We start from the raw sequence: 15,812 nt of genomic DNA on the forward strand, positions 1-15,812 counted from the left end.
GCATTTCATGCCTTTTTTCCCTGCTGCGGGTATGCAATCTGTTCCTTTATTACTGTTTTCTGCCCATAATAGATCATCCCAAACGGGATGCTTATAGTCCGTTCCCGAAACCTGTCCGGGTGATTGGCCCGGCGCTCCGTACTTCTTGAATCCGGGGCATAAATGCTCCCAATACCATTGTTCAATTAAGAGTTGGTTCAGGCTCTATCATTTTAAAAAACGATTATTTATGACAGTTTTGGTTACGCACCATGTTAACAAAGCGTCCATCCAATCCCGCTTGCGTATGGGAAAACTGATGGCGATTGCCTTGTCAGTGCTGGCAGCACTTATACTTGCCCTGCCTGTGTATGCCCAGAATGATATTCGTATTAAAGGGCGTGTTACTGGTAGCGACGGTCAGCCGGTTCCCCGTGCTTCCGTTACAGTAAAGGGGGGAACTACGGGTACGAACAGTGATGATGGGGGCAATTTTGAGCTTACAGCTCCTTCCAATGCCACCCTGGTATTTTCTTCAGTGGGCTTTTTAGCAAGGGATGTAGCGGTGAACGGACAAACAACCATCAATGTTTCTTTAACGGCCGCAACCGATCTTGACCAGGTGGTAGTGGTAGGGTATGGTACCCAACGCAAACGCGATGTGACCGGTTCTGTGGTGTCGGTAAGTGAAAAAGCATTGCGTGAGGTACCTGTTGCCAACCTGCAGGGCGCTTTGCAGGGTCGTGCAGCAGGCCTGGAGATCCAGCGTACAGGAACAAAACCCGGTGCCGGCGCTGTTATCCGCATACGCGGCGAACGTTCCATTACCGGTTCTAATGACCCGCTGATCGTATTGGATGGAATACCTTATGATGCTAACCTGAATGATATTAACCCGGACGATATTGCTTCTGTCGACATCTTAAAAGATGCTTCAGCTACTGCTATTTATGGTTCCCGGGGTTCTAATGGGGTGATCCTGATCACCACAAAACGTGGCAGGACTGGTGAAGCAAGGCTTAACTACAACGGCTACTATGGTATCAATTCTGTGCGTACCCGGTACAATGTGTTCAATGCACAGGAGTACCAGGCTCTGCGTAATATCAGTACTTACACAGGCGGATACATGCCCGAAGAAAAAGTGGCCATGGCGGCAGGCACTTCTACCGACTGGCAGGATGTAATGTACCAGGATGGATACCTTACTAATCATAACCTGACTGTTGGTGGAGGCGCCAATGGAAGCTCCTGGTCACTGGGCGGTGGTTATTACAAAGAAACAACGGTATTGCCTGGCCAGGATTTTACCCGCTATTCCTTACGGGGAACGATTGATGCAAAGGTGGGCAAACGGATCAAGATCGGCCTCAATACGATGAACAATATCAATGTCACCAATGGTTCGCAGTTTAATGATCCGATGTTCCCGATCCTTACCCTGAGCCCGTTGATGCCTGTTTATGACAGCACCGGAAAGCCGATCCTTTCGCCCACCGGTAATACGGATGACCGGGTAGGTCAATACAATCCGGTGTTTTTAAAGCACAACAACAACAATTGGATAGACAGGGTCAACCGCATGCGTTCTTTCAATTCACTGTATGGTGAATTGCAGCTCATGGAAGGGTTGAAATACCGCCTGAATGTGGGGCTTGATTACCGCCGCCAGGAGAGCCAACAGTTCCGCAGTTCCGACAATGCCCTGAACCCAAGCTACTTCAGGGCCAAACTGGGAAATACAGCCAGCGTTAACAATGCGGAGTCATGGGGATATACCCTGGAAAACATTGTGACCTACGATAAAACCATCGCCGGTAAGCACAAAATAAACGTTACCGGGCTGTTCAGCTACCAGGAAGACCATACCCACAATACCTTCGTCAGCAAAGATTCCATAGACGAGAACTTTATCCAGTTTTACAACCTTGGCCAGGCCAATGCTTCCAATAACGTAAAGCCGGTAGTAACAGGCGCCGAATCATCCTTTGCGTTGGTTTCCTATATGGCCCGTGTCAACTATGCTTATGATGATCGTTACATGCTTACCTTAACCGGCCGGATTGACGGTTCATCGGTTTTAGCGCCAGGCAATAAGTACCATGAATACCCGGCTGTTTCTGCAGGTTGGAATATCAGCAACGAGTCGTTTATGCGCAATATTAAACACCTGTCGAACCTGAAATTGCGGGTAGGATTTGGACAAACATCCAATCAGTCTGTCCGTCCTTATTCTTCGCTGGGTCAGGTATCCAGCTATAATGGCATCGGCAATGTAGGCAGCATCGGCAGTATTATACGCTATAATTATGGACCTACGGTAGTTTCAGGTTATGCGGTTACTGCGCTGCCCAACAAAAGCCTCGATTGGGAATACACCAAGACGGTGAATGTGGGTCTTGATTTCGGTGTGCTGAATAACCGCATTACAGGTACTATTGATTGGTACCATGCCAGCACCTTCAAGATTTTGTATGGTATTGTGCTGCCCCCCACTTCGGGTATTGTCGGTTCATACATTGACAATATTGGTGAAATGGAAAACAAGGGGCTTGAGATCTCTATATCTTCTGCCAATATCAGCAGCAACAATGGTTTTACCTGGTCAACTGATTTCAATATTTTCTTTAACAGGAATAAACTGGTAAGACTTACTGACAACTTTACCCAAAACATCGCCAGTCAGTTATTCTTAGGCCAGCCGCTGACCGCTATCTATGATTATAAAAAACTGGGTATCTGGCAGATCAGCGAAGCAGCAGAGGCGGCCAAGTATGGCAACCTGCCCGGCGATATTAAACTGGCAGATATCAGCGGACCCAATGGTAAACCCGATGGAGTAATTGATCCTAACTACGACCGCACCGTGATCGGCAGCTCACAGGCCAAATGGCAAGGCGGTATGACCAACCGTTTCACCTATAAAGGTTTTGATCTCTCGTTTGTATTGTATGCCCGTTATGGCGGACTGCTGGTAAGTCAGATGCACCAACCTTTTTCTGCTTACGTAGCCCTGTTGAATGGTAACAGGAATACGATCAAAGTGGATTACTGGACACCTACCAATCCAACAAATGATTTCCCCAGCCCAACTTCTATGACCAGGACACGCCCTGTTGGCGCCGACCTGAATACGCTGGCTTACTACGACGCATCCTTTGTGAAACTCAGGAGCGTCAACCTGGGTTATACCTTCCCCGGCGGCATCATTAAGAAGATAGGGGCACAGTCGGCAAGGGTATACATCACAGCACAAAATCCCTGGGTAATCTACTCTCCCTATATGCGTGCAGGGGGTGTTGATCCCGAAGCAACCGGAACCGGTCCCCAGGGCGTGCAAAACCCGGGCAACCTTTCACCCCGTGCTTTAACCATTTCGGTTTCCACACCTCCAACAAAAGCTTTCCTGGTAGGAGTAAACGTTAGTTTTTAATTGTTCATGCTGAAACGAAATCATATGAAACGTCAATATAAATTTCCCGTATTGTTGCTTACTGCAGCTTGTTTACTGGCTACTGCCTGTAACAAGAAGCTGGAGGAAAAGCCTTACACCGTTTTTACAGTTGATTATTTTAAAACACCCAGTGGTTTACAGAGTGCCGTGAATGCCTTGTATTCCGGTATGCGCTGGGTATATGGACCTATTGGGGGAGTGTATGTTTTAAATGCCGGTACAGATGAATGGACCTATGGCGACCAGGTGCAGGGCGGGGGAGAACTGGAACTTGCTTCTTATTCCATCCCTTCCACCAATGGCCATATCCTCACACCCTGGAACCGGAACTATTCCAATATCAACTTGGCCAATGCCGTTATAGAGTTTGCTCCCGATGTTGAAATGGATGCAGCCACTAAGGCTACTATTATAGCAGAAGCCCATTTTCTAAGAGGGTTGTATTACTTCTTACTGGTGCAGCAATTTGGCGCGGTACCCCTCGACCTGGGTAGCGGAGAGCTTAAATTCAACCAGGGTGCTTACCAGGGATTCAACAGGCTGCCAACAGATCAGTTGTTTGTTAAAAATTATCAGATTATTATTGATGATTTCAAGCATGCAAGCGACAACCTGCCCGATAAACGTCCGAGCAATGCCTTTAAACTATCTAAAGCAGCGGCCATGCACATGCTGGCGAAGGCTTATATTTTCAGGGCTTATTCTGCTGCCAAACAAGGCAGTGACTTTAAAAGCGCCTGGGACATTGCCAAAAACCTGATTGACCAACAGTCTACTTACGGAACAGGACTACTCACTGATTTTGGCGATGTAAATAAGGAAAACAACGATTACAACCAGGAGATACTGTATTCAGTAGAGCGTCTCCCTGGCAATCCCCTTGATAATGAAGTGGCCAATATTGGTTCTGATTTTTCCAACAAAGCAAATATTACGCTGAACCTGTTTAACTGCAACTATCAAAACAACGTAGCCATTCCGGCCGGCTCGGGGAAATTTCCTTGTGACAGGGTGATACAGTACAGCCGTCCTTTGCGTCAGGTTGTACCCACGCCCTATGTATACAATATTGCCTTTGCCGACAAAGTGAATGACAGCCGTTATGACAACAGTTTCCGCACCATGTGGCGCGCCACCAATACCAACGTAACCGGCATCGCTGTTGGCGATACGGCTTATTACCTGGCGCCATCCGATGAAGCAGGAGATGCGTTGATAGCCCAGGGAAAAAAGTACAGGGTGATCAAACCCAGTGAATTTTATCTGCCTTCCCGTCCGGCCATTCAAATGTTCCCGGCCCTGACAAAATTCGATGATAACAAGCGGGCTGCGCCTAATGATGGGTCCGGTCGTCCTTTGCCGGTAGCGAAATTATCAGAAGTGTACCTGCTGGCTGCTGAAGCGGCTATTGGTGATGGCCGTCCGGCCGATGCACTGCCGCTGGTACTTACCATACGCCAAAGAGCTGCTTACAGGCCGGGACTTGCTGCCGGAGAACTAACAAACCGGCAAAACCGGATGAAGCAAAAGAACACCGGCACTGTGAGCAGTCCGGTTTGGGTAGACCTGACCAGTGCAGATATGACCCTCGATTTTATATTGGAAGAAAGGACCCGTGAACTGGCTGGTGAAAATGTTCGCTGGCCCGACCTGGCATGCCGCAACAAACTGGTGGAGCGGGTGAAACTCTACAACCTGGCGGCCGCTGCAAAAGTAGAGTCGAAGCATAACCTGCGGCCGATACCCCAAACACAACTGGATGCCATGAACGACCCGGACAAGAAAAAGTATCAGAATCCAGGTTACTAGTAATGTCGTTTGTCAGGCTGAGCCTGTCGAAGCCCCCCTTCAACAAGCTCAGGGTGACATCTCTCAGGGTGACAACTTGAAACAAACAGCTAACATTAAAAAAAGATCAATGAAAAATAAATACAGGTCACTATTGACGATTGCTGCAGCGATAACGCTGCTGGCTTCCTGTACTAAAATGAGGGATACCGGGATTATGGAGATGAGGAATTTTAGCGATACGGCAGCCGTTTTAAAAGACGCAACCGATGTTCCTATAGGGGTAGCCATTGATTATACACCCATGCTGAACGATGCTAAATATGCAGCCGTTGCCAAACGTGATTTTGACGGTGTTACTTTCGGTTATCAAATGAAGCATGGAGCGATCGTGCAAAGTGATGGAACGCTCAAATTCACCAATGCCGATGCATTGGTGGCCGCCTCTGCCGGCCTGAACATCTTTGGCCATACACTTGGCTGGCATGCGAACCAGAATGCCACTTACCTGAAAAATTATTCGGGCCTTACCGTTCCTGCAGCAGTGGAACTCATTGCCAGCAACGCCGGTTTTGAAAGTGGCCTGGCAGGCTGGTCAACGTTCAATGCACAAAACGGGGCCACGGTTACAGCTACCAGTACGGCTTCGGAAATACGCACCGGCAGCGGTGCCATGAAAGTGGTAAATCCCGTTGCCAATGCCAATGGCCAATGGCGTGTGCAGGTATCCAGTACTGCATTTCCCACTGTAGCCGGCAAGCAATATGTTGTTTCCTATTGGGTAAAGGCAGCGGCTGCAGGCGGTTCCATCCGCTTGTCTACCGGCCCTTCAGCGCCGCAATACCAGGGCGACCAAACGATTGGTACTACCTGGCAGAATGTGACTTACCAATTTACGGCCAGTCTGACCTCTACTACTTTCCTGTTTGACATGGGACTGGTGGCCAATACTTATTACATTGACGATGCCAGCGTGAAAGAAGTTGTGGTAGCCAACAACGGCGCCCAGATCGCTGCCAAGTTGGATGAAGCGCTGAATACTTTTATAACAGGCATGGTAAACCACTATAAGGGTACTGTAAAGGCCTGGGATGTGGTGAATGAGGTAGTGAGCCCTTCAGGCGCGTACAGGAACATTGCCAATAGTACGGATGTGGCCGATAAATCGGCCGCCGATCTTTTATTCTGGAGTGAATACATGGGCCGCGACTATGTAGTGAAAGCATTCAAGTATGCTGAAGCTGCCGATCCCACCGCCAAGTTGTTTATAAATGATTATGGTCTGGAATCAAGTGCGGCCAAGCTGGATTCACTCATTGCCCTTGTAGGCGAACTGAAAACAAAGGGAGCCAAGGTAGATGGCATTGGTACACAAATGCACATTGCCTGGAATACTACCTATGCCGGCATTGACGCCATGATGCAGAAACTGGCTGCTACCGGTTTGCTCATTCACCTCTCAGAACTGGATGTGAAGGTCAATCCATTGTTTAAGCCTAATTTTGAGCTGACAGACCTGGCTGCCAATTACCAGGCTGATATGTACAGGTATGCTATTCAATCATACCTGAAGTATGTACCCAAAGCACAGCAGTATCGCATTACTGTGTGGGGTATCACCGACAATACCAGTTGGCTGTACAAGAACGGGCAGGAATTCCCGCTCCTGTACAATGCCGACTATTCAAAGAAGAAGGCGTATGCTGGCGTGTTACAGGCTTTGAAGGGTCAATAGCAGGTTGGCCACTATGAAAACTTTGTTTCAATAAAAGTATTATTGCATGCACAAAGCATTATTGCTTATTACAGTTTGTTTTTTATTCAATATGGCCGGAGCTCAGTCTCCGGCCTTGTCACGGAAAGAACGCACTACCAGGGAGCGCATCCTGATCAACGAAGGCTGGAAATTCATGCGTTATACCGGAGCGCCGGACAATTTAAGCTATGATGTGCGCCCGGAAGTGACGGACCGTAATGATAATGTAGTGGCAGATACCAAACCTACCGAATCAATAAAGGTAGCTGAGGATAACAATGTGTTGAAGCCATGGATACTGCCTGTTGCCAACGAGTTTATTAAAGACCCTGCCAAACACCATCAGCGGCCTCCCGGCCATCCCGGGGGCCGCTCCCTTTTCGTACAAAACAACTTTAATGACCAGGACTGGGAATCCGTAACGCTTCCCCATGACTGGGCTATAAAAGGGCCCTTCTACAAGGAAGCCAATGCGATAGTTGGCGGCGGCATGGGCCGCCTGCCGATACAGGGCGTAGCCTGGTATCGCAGGAAGTTAACGATTACTGCTGCAGACGAACACAAGTCAATTTACCTGGATATTGATGGCGCTATGTCATACGCCATTGTTTGGCTGAATGGACACCTGGTGGGCGGCTGGCCTTATGGTTATAATTCTTTTAGACTTGACCTGACGCCTTATGTAAAACCGGACGGCGATAATCAACTGGCGATAAGGCTGGACAATCCACTCAACTCCTCCCGCTGGTATCCCGGGGGCGGCATTTACCGGAATATATGGCTTACCAAAGTGAACAAGGTACATGTAGCGCAGTGGGGAACATTTATTACTTCAAGAGATGTTTCGGCTTCCGCTGCTACTGTTGATCTGGGTGTATCTATAGAAAATAAGTCAACCACGGACCAGCGTATTGAAGTGATTACAGACGTGTACAGGATGGATGATCAACTCAACAGAACAGGGAACAAGATAGCAACTTTCCCTTCTTCCCTATCCATCGTACCGGGCGGGCAAAAGATAAAGACCGAAAAGTCAGTAAGCATAAAAGACCCTGTATTATGGGGACCTCCGCCTGCTCAAAAACCGAACCTGTACGTTGCTGTTACCCGTTTGTTGTCAAATGGAACAGTGATTGATGAATATGAAACCCGTTTTGGCATTCGCTCCCTGCAGTTTGACCCGCTAAAAGGTTTGTTGGTGAATGGTGAACCTGTTCGCTTCCAGGGGGTGAACCAGCATCATGATCTGGGCGCTTTGGGTGCTGCCTTTAACACGAGGGCGGCTGAAAGACAATTAGAGATGCTGCGGGAAATGGGTTGCAACTCCATCCGGCTGGCGCATAATCCGCCGGCGCCTGAATTGCTGGACCTGACTGACCGCATGGGCTTCCTGGTAATTGATGAAATTTTCGATAGTTGGGAAAGGAAGAAAACACCATTGGATTTTCATTTGATCTTTCCTGACTGGCATGAACCTGATATCAGGGCCTTTATGCGGAGAGACAGGAATCATCCTTCTGTGATCGCCTGGAGCTTTGGCAACGAAGTAGGAGAGCAATACACTGCCGAAGCGGGAGCAGCATGGGCAAAAAAACTGCATGCTATTGTACGGGAGGAAGATAGTACAAGGCCTGCTACTGCCTCCATGAATTATGCCAAGCCGGATATGCCTTTCCCGAAAGAGATGGACATTTTAAACCTGAATTACCAGGGAGAGGGTATCCGTGATGCACCGGCCTACGCTCATTTACGGGGGATCAGAACCTCACCTTTGTACCCGGCATTTCAGAAACAGTTTCCCGATAAGTTAATTGTAAGCAGTGAAACAGCCTCTGCGCTTAGCACCCGGGGTACTTATATATTCCCGGTATTTAATGGAATAAGCGCCCCTGTGAGTGACAGTACAGGCGGTGACCCCAAACAACAATATGTAAGCGCTTATGAATTGTATACGGCTGCATTCGGCGCATCGGCCGATAAGGTCTTTGCTTCCCAGGATAAGCATCCTTATGTGGCCGGGGAATTTGTGTGGTCGGGTTGGGATTACCTGGGCGAGCCTACGCCTTACTACTCAGCACGCAGTTCCTATTCCGGCATTATAGACCTGGCAGGATTTAAGAAAGACCGCTTTTACCTGTACCAGTCACGCTGGCGTCCTGATCTTCCTATGGCGCATATACTGCCACACTGGACATGGCCCGAACGCAACGGGGCCATTACCCCCGTACATGTTTTTTCATCGGGTGATGAAGCGGAGTTGTTCCTGAATAATAAATCACTGGGCCGCAAAAAGAGAGGCGCCTACGAATATCGTTTCCGTTGGGATAGCGTGGTTTACCAACCCGGCGAGCTGCGGGTAGTTACTTATAAGAACGGAAAAAAATGGGCTGCCGACAAGGTGAGAACAGCGGGTAATGCTGCGCGGCTGCAATTGAGTGCCGACAGAAGCAACATACAGGCAGATGGGAAAGATCTTTCGTTTATTACGGTGCGTGTAGTGGATAATAAAGGTTTATTGGCGCCGCGGGCGGGTAACAATATACAATTTGAATTATCGGGTCCCGGTGAAATAGTGGCTACTGATAATGGCAATCCTGCTGACCTTGTTGCTTTTCCTTCAAAAGAAAGGAAGGCATTTAATGGACTTGCACTGGTAATTGTTCGTGCAAAGGCTGGAACGGCAGGGGCAATAACCATAACAGCAAGATCTGGTGGCCTTGTATCAGGACAAGTGATTGTTAAGTCCCGGTAGTTCCGCCTGGTTAATAGTGCTTATAAGATGGCTGGTTCTATTTAGATTAAAGTATTAACCTATCAGAATTCACGATATGTATTTAATGGAACAAACAATGCGGTGGTTTGGGCCGAATGACCCGGTAAGTTTATGGGACATACGGCAGGCAGGATGTACAGGCGTAGTGACAGCGTTGCACCAGATCCCGGTAGGAGCCGTATGGACGGTGGAAGCCATCAATACCCGCAAGGCAATGATTGAAGCAGCAGGCATGAGCTGGACAGTAATAGAAAGCCTGCCGGTGCATGAGGACATTAAAAAGCAATCGGGCAATTACCGGCAGTATATTGAGCACTATAAAGAGAGCCTGCGCAACGTGGCGGCCTGTGGCCTGAAGGTAGTGACGTATAATTTCATGCCTATACTGGACTGGATGCGTACGGACGTATCTTATGAAATGCCCGACAAAAGCAAGGCCCTGTACTTTGAACGGTCGGCCTTTATTGCCTTTGATCTCTTTTTATTGAAAAGGCCCGGCGCAGAAAAAGACTATACGGCCACCGACATACAAAAAGCGACAAACAGGTTTGAGCGCATGAATAATGCGGAAAAAGAAACCCTTTTCCGTAATACGATGCTGGGCCTTCCCGGCAGTGATGATGCCTTTACGCCGGAGCAGGTATTGACAGCCCTGAGAACGTATGACGGTATTGATGCACAAAAGCTAAAGCAGCATCTATTCTATTTTCTGCAACAGGTGGTGCCGGTGGCGGAAGCTTGCGGGCTGAAGATGGCAATCCATCCCGACGATCCGCCCTATTCCATTTTAGGATTGCCCCGGATAGTAAGTACAGCGCAGGACGTATTGGACCTGCTGGAGGCCGCTCCTTCATTGGCCAACGGACTGTGTTTCTGTACCGGTTCCTTTGGCGCCCGGGCCGATAATGACCTGTTCACGATGCTACAGGCTTTTGGTGATCATGTTCATTTCCTGCACCTGCGCAATACAAAAAGAGATGCAGAAGGGAACTTCTATGAAGCTGATCACCTGGCCGGTGATGCGGATATGTATACGATTGTGAAAGAAGTGCTGCATATTATGCAACGCAGGAAGGTGGCTATCCCCATGAGGCCTGATCATGGTCACCAGATGCTGGATGACCTGCAAAAGAAAACCTATCCGGGTTATTCTGCTATCGGGCGGCTGCGCGGACTGGCTGAGTTGCGGGGATTGGAGATGGGGATCTGTAAGAGCTTGAAGTGAATAGTGAGTAGTGAGTTATGAGTACGTTTGCTTCGAAAGATTCGCCGCTTACTCACAACTCACCACTGACAACTCACACAGTAATCGTTTCCGAAAACACATTTCCAAACCTGTCCGTTGCCTTCACCATGATCTTTTTGGCAGCGGGTGATGGCTTGGCGAAAAAGAGGTGATCTGTTAAAGTAGGCTCTACAAACTTGTGTTTTTGGGGAAGCTGCGGCCCGCCATGCAGTTCTATTGACCAGGGGTCCAGCTCTACGCGCTGTTCCATGGCGCCTTTGGCTACTTCATCTTCCCACCATTCTATTTTCCATTTGGGGTCCCAGTTCCATACATTCGCCACGATTTCATCCGGTGCTGTAGTCAGTTTCCCTTTATTGTACACTCTTAACTGGTGGTCTTTCTCCTTACCGGTAGATTTGTAATACCATTTAATGTCATCTCCGTCCACTTCATATACGCCATAACCATTGGGGGTACCATCGCTGCAGATAGGCCCTGTCCACCAGGCGCCGCAAACAGTGCCATGTACATGCTCCATGAGATTGTCTTTTTCCCATTTTTCGTTCATGTGGGTATGGCCCGACATGATATGTACGTTATAAGGTTTCAGCAGCTTGTACAACTGGTTCCTGTTGGCTACTGTACCACCAATGGCCTCCTCGGCCAGCTTGTTCCTGCGCTGGTTGCCTGTGTCGGTAGGGATATGATTGCTTACCACTATCGTTGAGCCGGGCTTTACCAGTGCCAGGTCCTGCTCCAGCCAGCGCAGTTGCGCTTCGGTGAGGTAACCAATGTACTTTTTAGCTGTACCTATAAAGAACACATTATCCAGTACGATGTAATGTATTTTACCACGGTTAAAAGAATAATAAGTAGGGCCAAACTGTTTTTTGAACGTGCGGGCAGAAACATCATCCGAACCGCCATCAATATCCATGTCGTGGTTGCCGATCACATTGAAGAAAGGAACACCGCTGATGGCTACCGCTTCCCGGTAATCTTCAAACAGTTCAAAATGGTCCCATACCAGGTCGCCGCAGCCGATGCCGTGGAATAAACTGTCTTTGGGATAAGAAGCTACCAGTTTTTGCAGGTCGGGGGCAGATTGTGTTTTGAGCAGTTCTGCATCTTTTTCTGAAATGATCTGGGTATCGGCCCATACCACAAAATTGTGTTTGGTATCATCAACAGTCAGCTTCTCCAGGTTGAAGTCGGCTTTCAAAGCACCTTCCTTCTGGGTAAGGGGCTGGTAGAATTGGGAGATGCCTTTGTTGTTGGGGAAGGCATAGCCTGCCGGCAGGCTGATGTATACAAATTCAGCCGCGGAATGTGCATTGATCGTATAGTTCCCTTTTTTGTCGGTGGTGGTAACAGTGTAACCATCGGTTACTGCCACACCAGCTATAGCGGTACCATTGTTTTGTACACGGCCTTTAATAGTAAGGCTGGCTGCAACACGTTGGCCGGCTGCCTGCGTAATCATGGCAGGTGTGGAAAAAGCAGCGCCTGCAAGGCCAAAACTCCTGAGAAAACTTCTTCTGTTAAGCATAGGGAGATATTTGGTGATAGAGAATTTTAGGATTTGCAATAATAACTATAAATGAGTAATCTGTTATTGAAGATGAAGTAAGAAGTCTGAAGTCCGAGGCCTGAAAAATCCTTTCAGACCTCGGACTTCAGACCTCAGATTTTTATTTCAGTTTGGTAGCTCCTTCACCTTCAATCTCGGTGATGGGAGATTGTTTGGTGAGCAGGAAATTGGTTTGTGTCCGGGCCTTTGTCCATCTTCCCAGGGCCATGTTGTATTCGCCACCCAGCAGGTTAAAATAGCCTTGGTCGGCAGTAGCGTAGCCGAGGCAAAGGGTATTCGAGCCTTGCCTGTAAAATGGCTGGTCTTCCAGGGTGATGGGGTTCTTAACGTCGTACCAGTCGTTATTGGCGATCTTGTAACCTACTGCCGGCGGACCTGGGGTATACAAGCTGCCGCCATTGGATACAAAAATAACATCTACGGGTTTGGTGCTGGCATCTACCGTGGTGCCCTCAAATACTGCCAGTCCGGAAGCATTGCCGCTATTGGCAAAAAGTCCGCCGGTTTTAGCGCCAAAGCCATCTCCATCGGTAGTGGTATAGTTGAAGGCGCGTATCCAGTTGGAGCTGCTCATACTGGTGGAGCCTGAACCATTGATCATTTTGCCTGTGCCGCCAACATAGAAGTAAGTTCCTTTAGCAGCAGTGCCCGTTGTAAGATTGAATTTGAATGTACGCTGGTTGCCGGTGCCCCATCCATTGGCAGGATATCCTGAAGGATTAGAGGCATTGGCATTGTTGGTAACTACAACAGAGAAAGGAGTAGCGGCAAAATTAATATCCTTTGTAGCCATCATTTGAATATATTCATAATTGCCATCTGCGCCTTTCACATCGCTTATAAAGCCAGTAATGATAACGGGCGGGATCTCTATAACAGAGCTAAGTACTACCACATCATTACCTCTACGCAGGTGGAACCTGGGCACCAGTGAGTCTTTGGATACAACAGTGTTGAACACTATTCCATAGAAGTTGGCCAGTACGGGAGCGGGTGTATTGGCGAAGGTAGCATTGGCTGCTGTGTGAAGCGTGATATTACCAAAGCCATCATTCAGTACTTTATCGCCAGCCAGTACATCTCCTGAAGCGGGTAAAGGATCAAAGCCTCCTTTTACTACTACAGATAAAACGCTTTCGTAGTCTTTCGGTTTAGTCAGCATAAGACTGATAGGTACCCGCAAAGCAAGATAGCTGTTGCCGGAGGATACTTTGGTAATAGCATTGGCAGGCAGGTCGGTGATCTGCAGGATGCCTTCTTTTCTTTTCAGCATAGCGCCTTCCACCTTGATCACTACAGAGTCGCCAGGTTTGTAATTGGCAGCGTCTGCACCAATAGAAACTGAAATACCCCGCAGCAGTCCCAGGCGGCGTATATCCTGTATGACCAGCAGTCCTTCGGGTAAGTTGCCGCCTGAATGATCTGATACCACCATACCTGTGATGGAGGTAGAGCCCAGCATATTTTCTTTGGTAAGGGTAACATCCTGCCCCTTATGAATATTTTTCAGGTCGTATATAGGCAGATAAGCGCTTATCTCTCCACCGGGGTAATTGTCTTTTTTACAGCCCCACAGGGAGGCCAATGACAGCAAAAAGAGAGAATATAGAATGATCTTTTTCATTGCATTGTTTTTATAACTAACAACTATTCTTAAACTGTATTTCTGTTTTCCTGCTCATCACTCATTTACGGCTTCTGCCACCATACCTGGGTAGATATCAGGTCAGGCCCCTGTGCAGCTATAGCCGCTTTGTAATTGGTGGGGTTGGCAGATTGTACGTATACCGGGTAAGTCATCCTGGCCGGCATTACACCACCGTTCTTTAAGCCGGGTCCTTTCGGTAAGTTGGGGTGACCGGTGCGGCGGTATTCAAACCACTGCTGCATATCGGTCAGGAACAGGGCATAATACTTCTGAAGGTGTATCCTTTCCATTTTATCTTCCACGCTGGCCGCGTCGTCCCAGTCAATATCGGCAGCAGCGAGATGGTCTTGGATATTGTATATCTTGGTAGAAGTATCGGGCCAGTTGGGCAGCCAGAGCTTGATGCTAGCGTCTGCTCCGTTCTCGTAGAAAGTTTGGGCAGAACCATTGATCCATCCTTTCACAACCGCTTCGGCATAAATGAAATTCACTTCGGCAAAGTTCATGATCATACCGGTTAAAGGATCGTTTTGTAAGCTGGGGCCGGTATTCGTGTTATTGGTAATGGAATAGAAATAGGCTTTTTGTCCCGGGTCCTGTCCGGGCAGGTAACCACTGGGTACGCCTACAAAAGCGCCCTGGGAAGGTGCTATACCCCACCGGTTGGTTTTGGTAGGTGTTCCGGTACCGTAAACAGGAATATTAATGCGGGGATCGTTCCAATCCGCCAGGTTTTCAATAAAGAAGCTGCCCAGGCTCGGCGCCCTGAAGTCCTGCTCCCTCACGTTGATGAGCGGCGATGCATAAGGGCCTTGACCGGTCCATCTTAAAATGGCCGACTCATCGTTTTTAGCGATCTTGGGATAGGTAGATGCCTTGGTGTCTACAATCTCCTTGATCTTTTTAATGCAGGTATCAGCTACTTCCGCTTTACCGGAAAGGCGGAGCAGGAGCCGTAAATAGAGGGAGTTGCCAAACTTGCGCCATTTGGTAATGTCTCCGTAATACACCGGGTCACTGGATGCAATGATGGCTGGCCCGCCGTTGAGCAGGGTATTGGCTTCTTCCAGCTTTTTAAAGCTATCAAAGTAGATGTCTTTCTGTCTGTCAAACACAGGTTCATAAATATTGGAATCTTTGGCCAGGTTGGATTGAAAGTAAGGAACATCGCCATAAGTATCCGTAAGCATGGAAAATACCCATGACTGCAGGATCAGTGCGATACCCTGGTATGATTTATTAAGGGTGGGAGAGTCCTTGGCTATTTTGTACAGGTCCTTCAGGTTGGTCATTTCCAGGTACCAGCCATCATAGAGATAGTTGGACCAGGTGGAACGGTAATCATACCTGAACACGGTGCCTTCCCCGTCATTCCTGCTTACCGTTACCTGCATCAGCTCATTATTAAAGTTACGGTTACGCTGCATGTTATAGTTCATGATACCTACCAGTGCCGGCGCCAGCAACTGATGGGGTTGTGCAGTGGGCGTAGTATTCGGGTCGGTATTGATCTCCGTGAAATCTTTGGTGCAGGAGGCAAGCGCCATGCTGAACAGTACTACACCTGCTATAATTTTATGGATAGTTGTTTTCAT

Annotated in this window: 8 protein-coding genes; 5 read left to right on the top strand and 3 right to left on the bottom strand. The window is 48.3% G+C overall.

Annotation, left to right across the window (positions count from 1 at the left end; translation table 11 throughout):
* Positions 1-229 precede the first annotated feature (229 nt).
* The 5 genes from HB364_RS09880 to uxuA all read left to right on the top strand — a co-directional run bounded on the left by HB364_RS09880 (position 230) and on the right by uxuA (position 10,975).
* A complete protein-coding gene (locus HB364_RS09880) occupies positions 230-3,412 on the top strand; it encodes a SusC/RagA family TonB-linked outer membrane protein (protein ID WP_167287825.1) in 3,183 nt (1,060 codons plus the stop codon).
* A gap of 24 nt (positions 3,413-3,436) precedes the next feature.
* A complete protein-coding gene (locus HB364_RS09885; protein ID WP_167287826.1) occupies positions 3,437-5,242 on the top strand; it encodes a RagB/SusD family nutrient uptake outer membrane protein in 1,806 nt (601 codons plus the stop codon).
* Between the two features lie 109 nt (positions 5,243-5,351).
* Complete coding sequence (locus HB364_RS09890) at positions 5,352-6,956, top strand: endo-1,4-beta-xylanase (RefSeq protein WP_167287827.1); 1,605 nt, start codon at positions 5,352-5,354, stop codon at positions 6,954-6,956.
* A gap of 46 nt (positions 6,957-7,002) precedes the next feature.
* On the top strand, positions 7,003-9,729 hold the full coding sequence (galB, locus tag HB364_RS09895; protein WP_208419926.1) for a beta-galactosidase GalB: 2,727 nt from the start codon (positions 7,003-7,005) through the stop codon (positions 9,727-9,729).
* Positions 9,730-9,814: 85 nt separating this feature from the next.
* Entirely contained in the window at positions 9,815-10,975 is a 1,161-nt protein-coding gene (gene uxuA, locus HB364_RS09900) for a mannonate dehydratase (RefSeq protein ID WP_208419927.1), read from the top strand.
* 73 nt (positions 10,976-11,048) lie between these two features.
* Here uxuA and HB364_RS09905 read toward each other — a convergent pair whose 3' ends face one another.
* The 3 genes from HB364_RS09905 to HB364_RS09915 form a co-directional block, all read right to left on the bottom strand.
* Positions 11,049-12,527, bottom strand: coding sequence for a calcineurin-like phosphoesterase C-terminal domain-containing protein (locus tag HB364_RS09905; RefSeq protein ID WP_167287829.1), 1,479 nt, complete (start codon positions 12,525-12,527; stop codon positions 11,049-11,051).
* A 142-nt stretch (positions 12,528-12,669) separates the two neighbouring features.
* Positions 12,670-14,193 carry a DUF5689 domain-containing protein gene (locus tag HB364_RS09910; protein ID WP_167287830.1) on the bottom strand — a complete coding sequence of 508 codons (1,524 nt, stop codon included), beginning with the start codon at positions 14,191-14,193 and terminating at the stop codon, positions 12,670-12,672.
* Between the two features lie 65 nt (positions 14,194-14,258).
* Complete coding sequence (locus tag HB364_RS09915) at positions 14,259-15,812, bottom strand: SusD/RagB family nutrient-binding outer membrane lipoprotein (protein ID WP_167287831.1); 1,554 nt, start codon at positions 15,810-15,812, stop codon at positions 14,259-14,261.

The organism is Paraflavitalea devenefica, assembly GCF_011759375.1.
GTDB classification, from domain to species: Bacteria; Bacteroidota; Bacteroidia; order Chitinophagales; family Chitinophagaceae; genus Paraflavitalea; species Paraflavitalea devenefica.

Coding starts and splice junctions, on each gene's coding strand:
- HB364_RS09880 (WP_167287825.1), top strand. CDS start 230: ATGACAGTTTTGGTTACGCACCATGTTAACAAAGCGTCCATCCAATCC.
- HB364_RS09885 (WP_167287826.1), top strand. CDS start 3,437: ATGAAACGTCAATATAAATTTCCCGTATTGTTGCTTACTGCAGCTTGT.
- HB364_RS09890 (WP_167287827.1), top strand. CDS start 5,352: ATGAAAAATAAATACAGGTCACTATTGACGATTGCTGCAGCGATAACG.
- galB (WP_208419926.1), top strand. CDS start 7,003: ATGCACAAAGCATTATTGCTTATTACAGTTTGTTTTTTATTCAATATG.
- uxuA (WP_208419927.1), top strand. CDS start 9,815: ATGGAACAAACAATGCGGTGGTTTGGGCCGAATGACCCGGTAAGTTTA.
- HB364_RS09905 (WP_167287829.1), bottom strand. CDS start 12,527: ATGCTTAACAGAAGAAGTTTTCTCAGGAGTTTTGGCCTTGCAGGCGCT.
- HB364_RS09910 (WP_167287830.1), bottom strand. CDS start 14,193: ATGAAAAAGATCATTCTATATTCTCTCTTTTTGCTGTCATTGGCCTCC.
- HB364_RS09915 (WP_167287831.1), bottom strand. CDS start 15,812: ATGAAAACAACTATCCATAAAATTATAGCAGGTGTAGTACTGTTCAGC.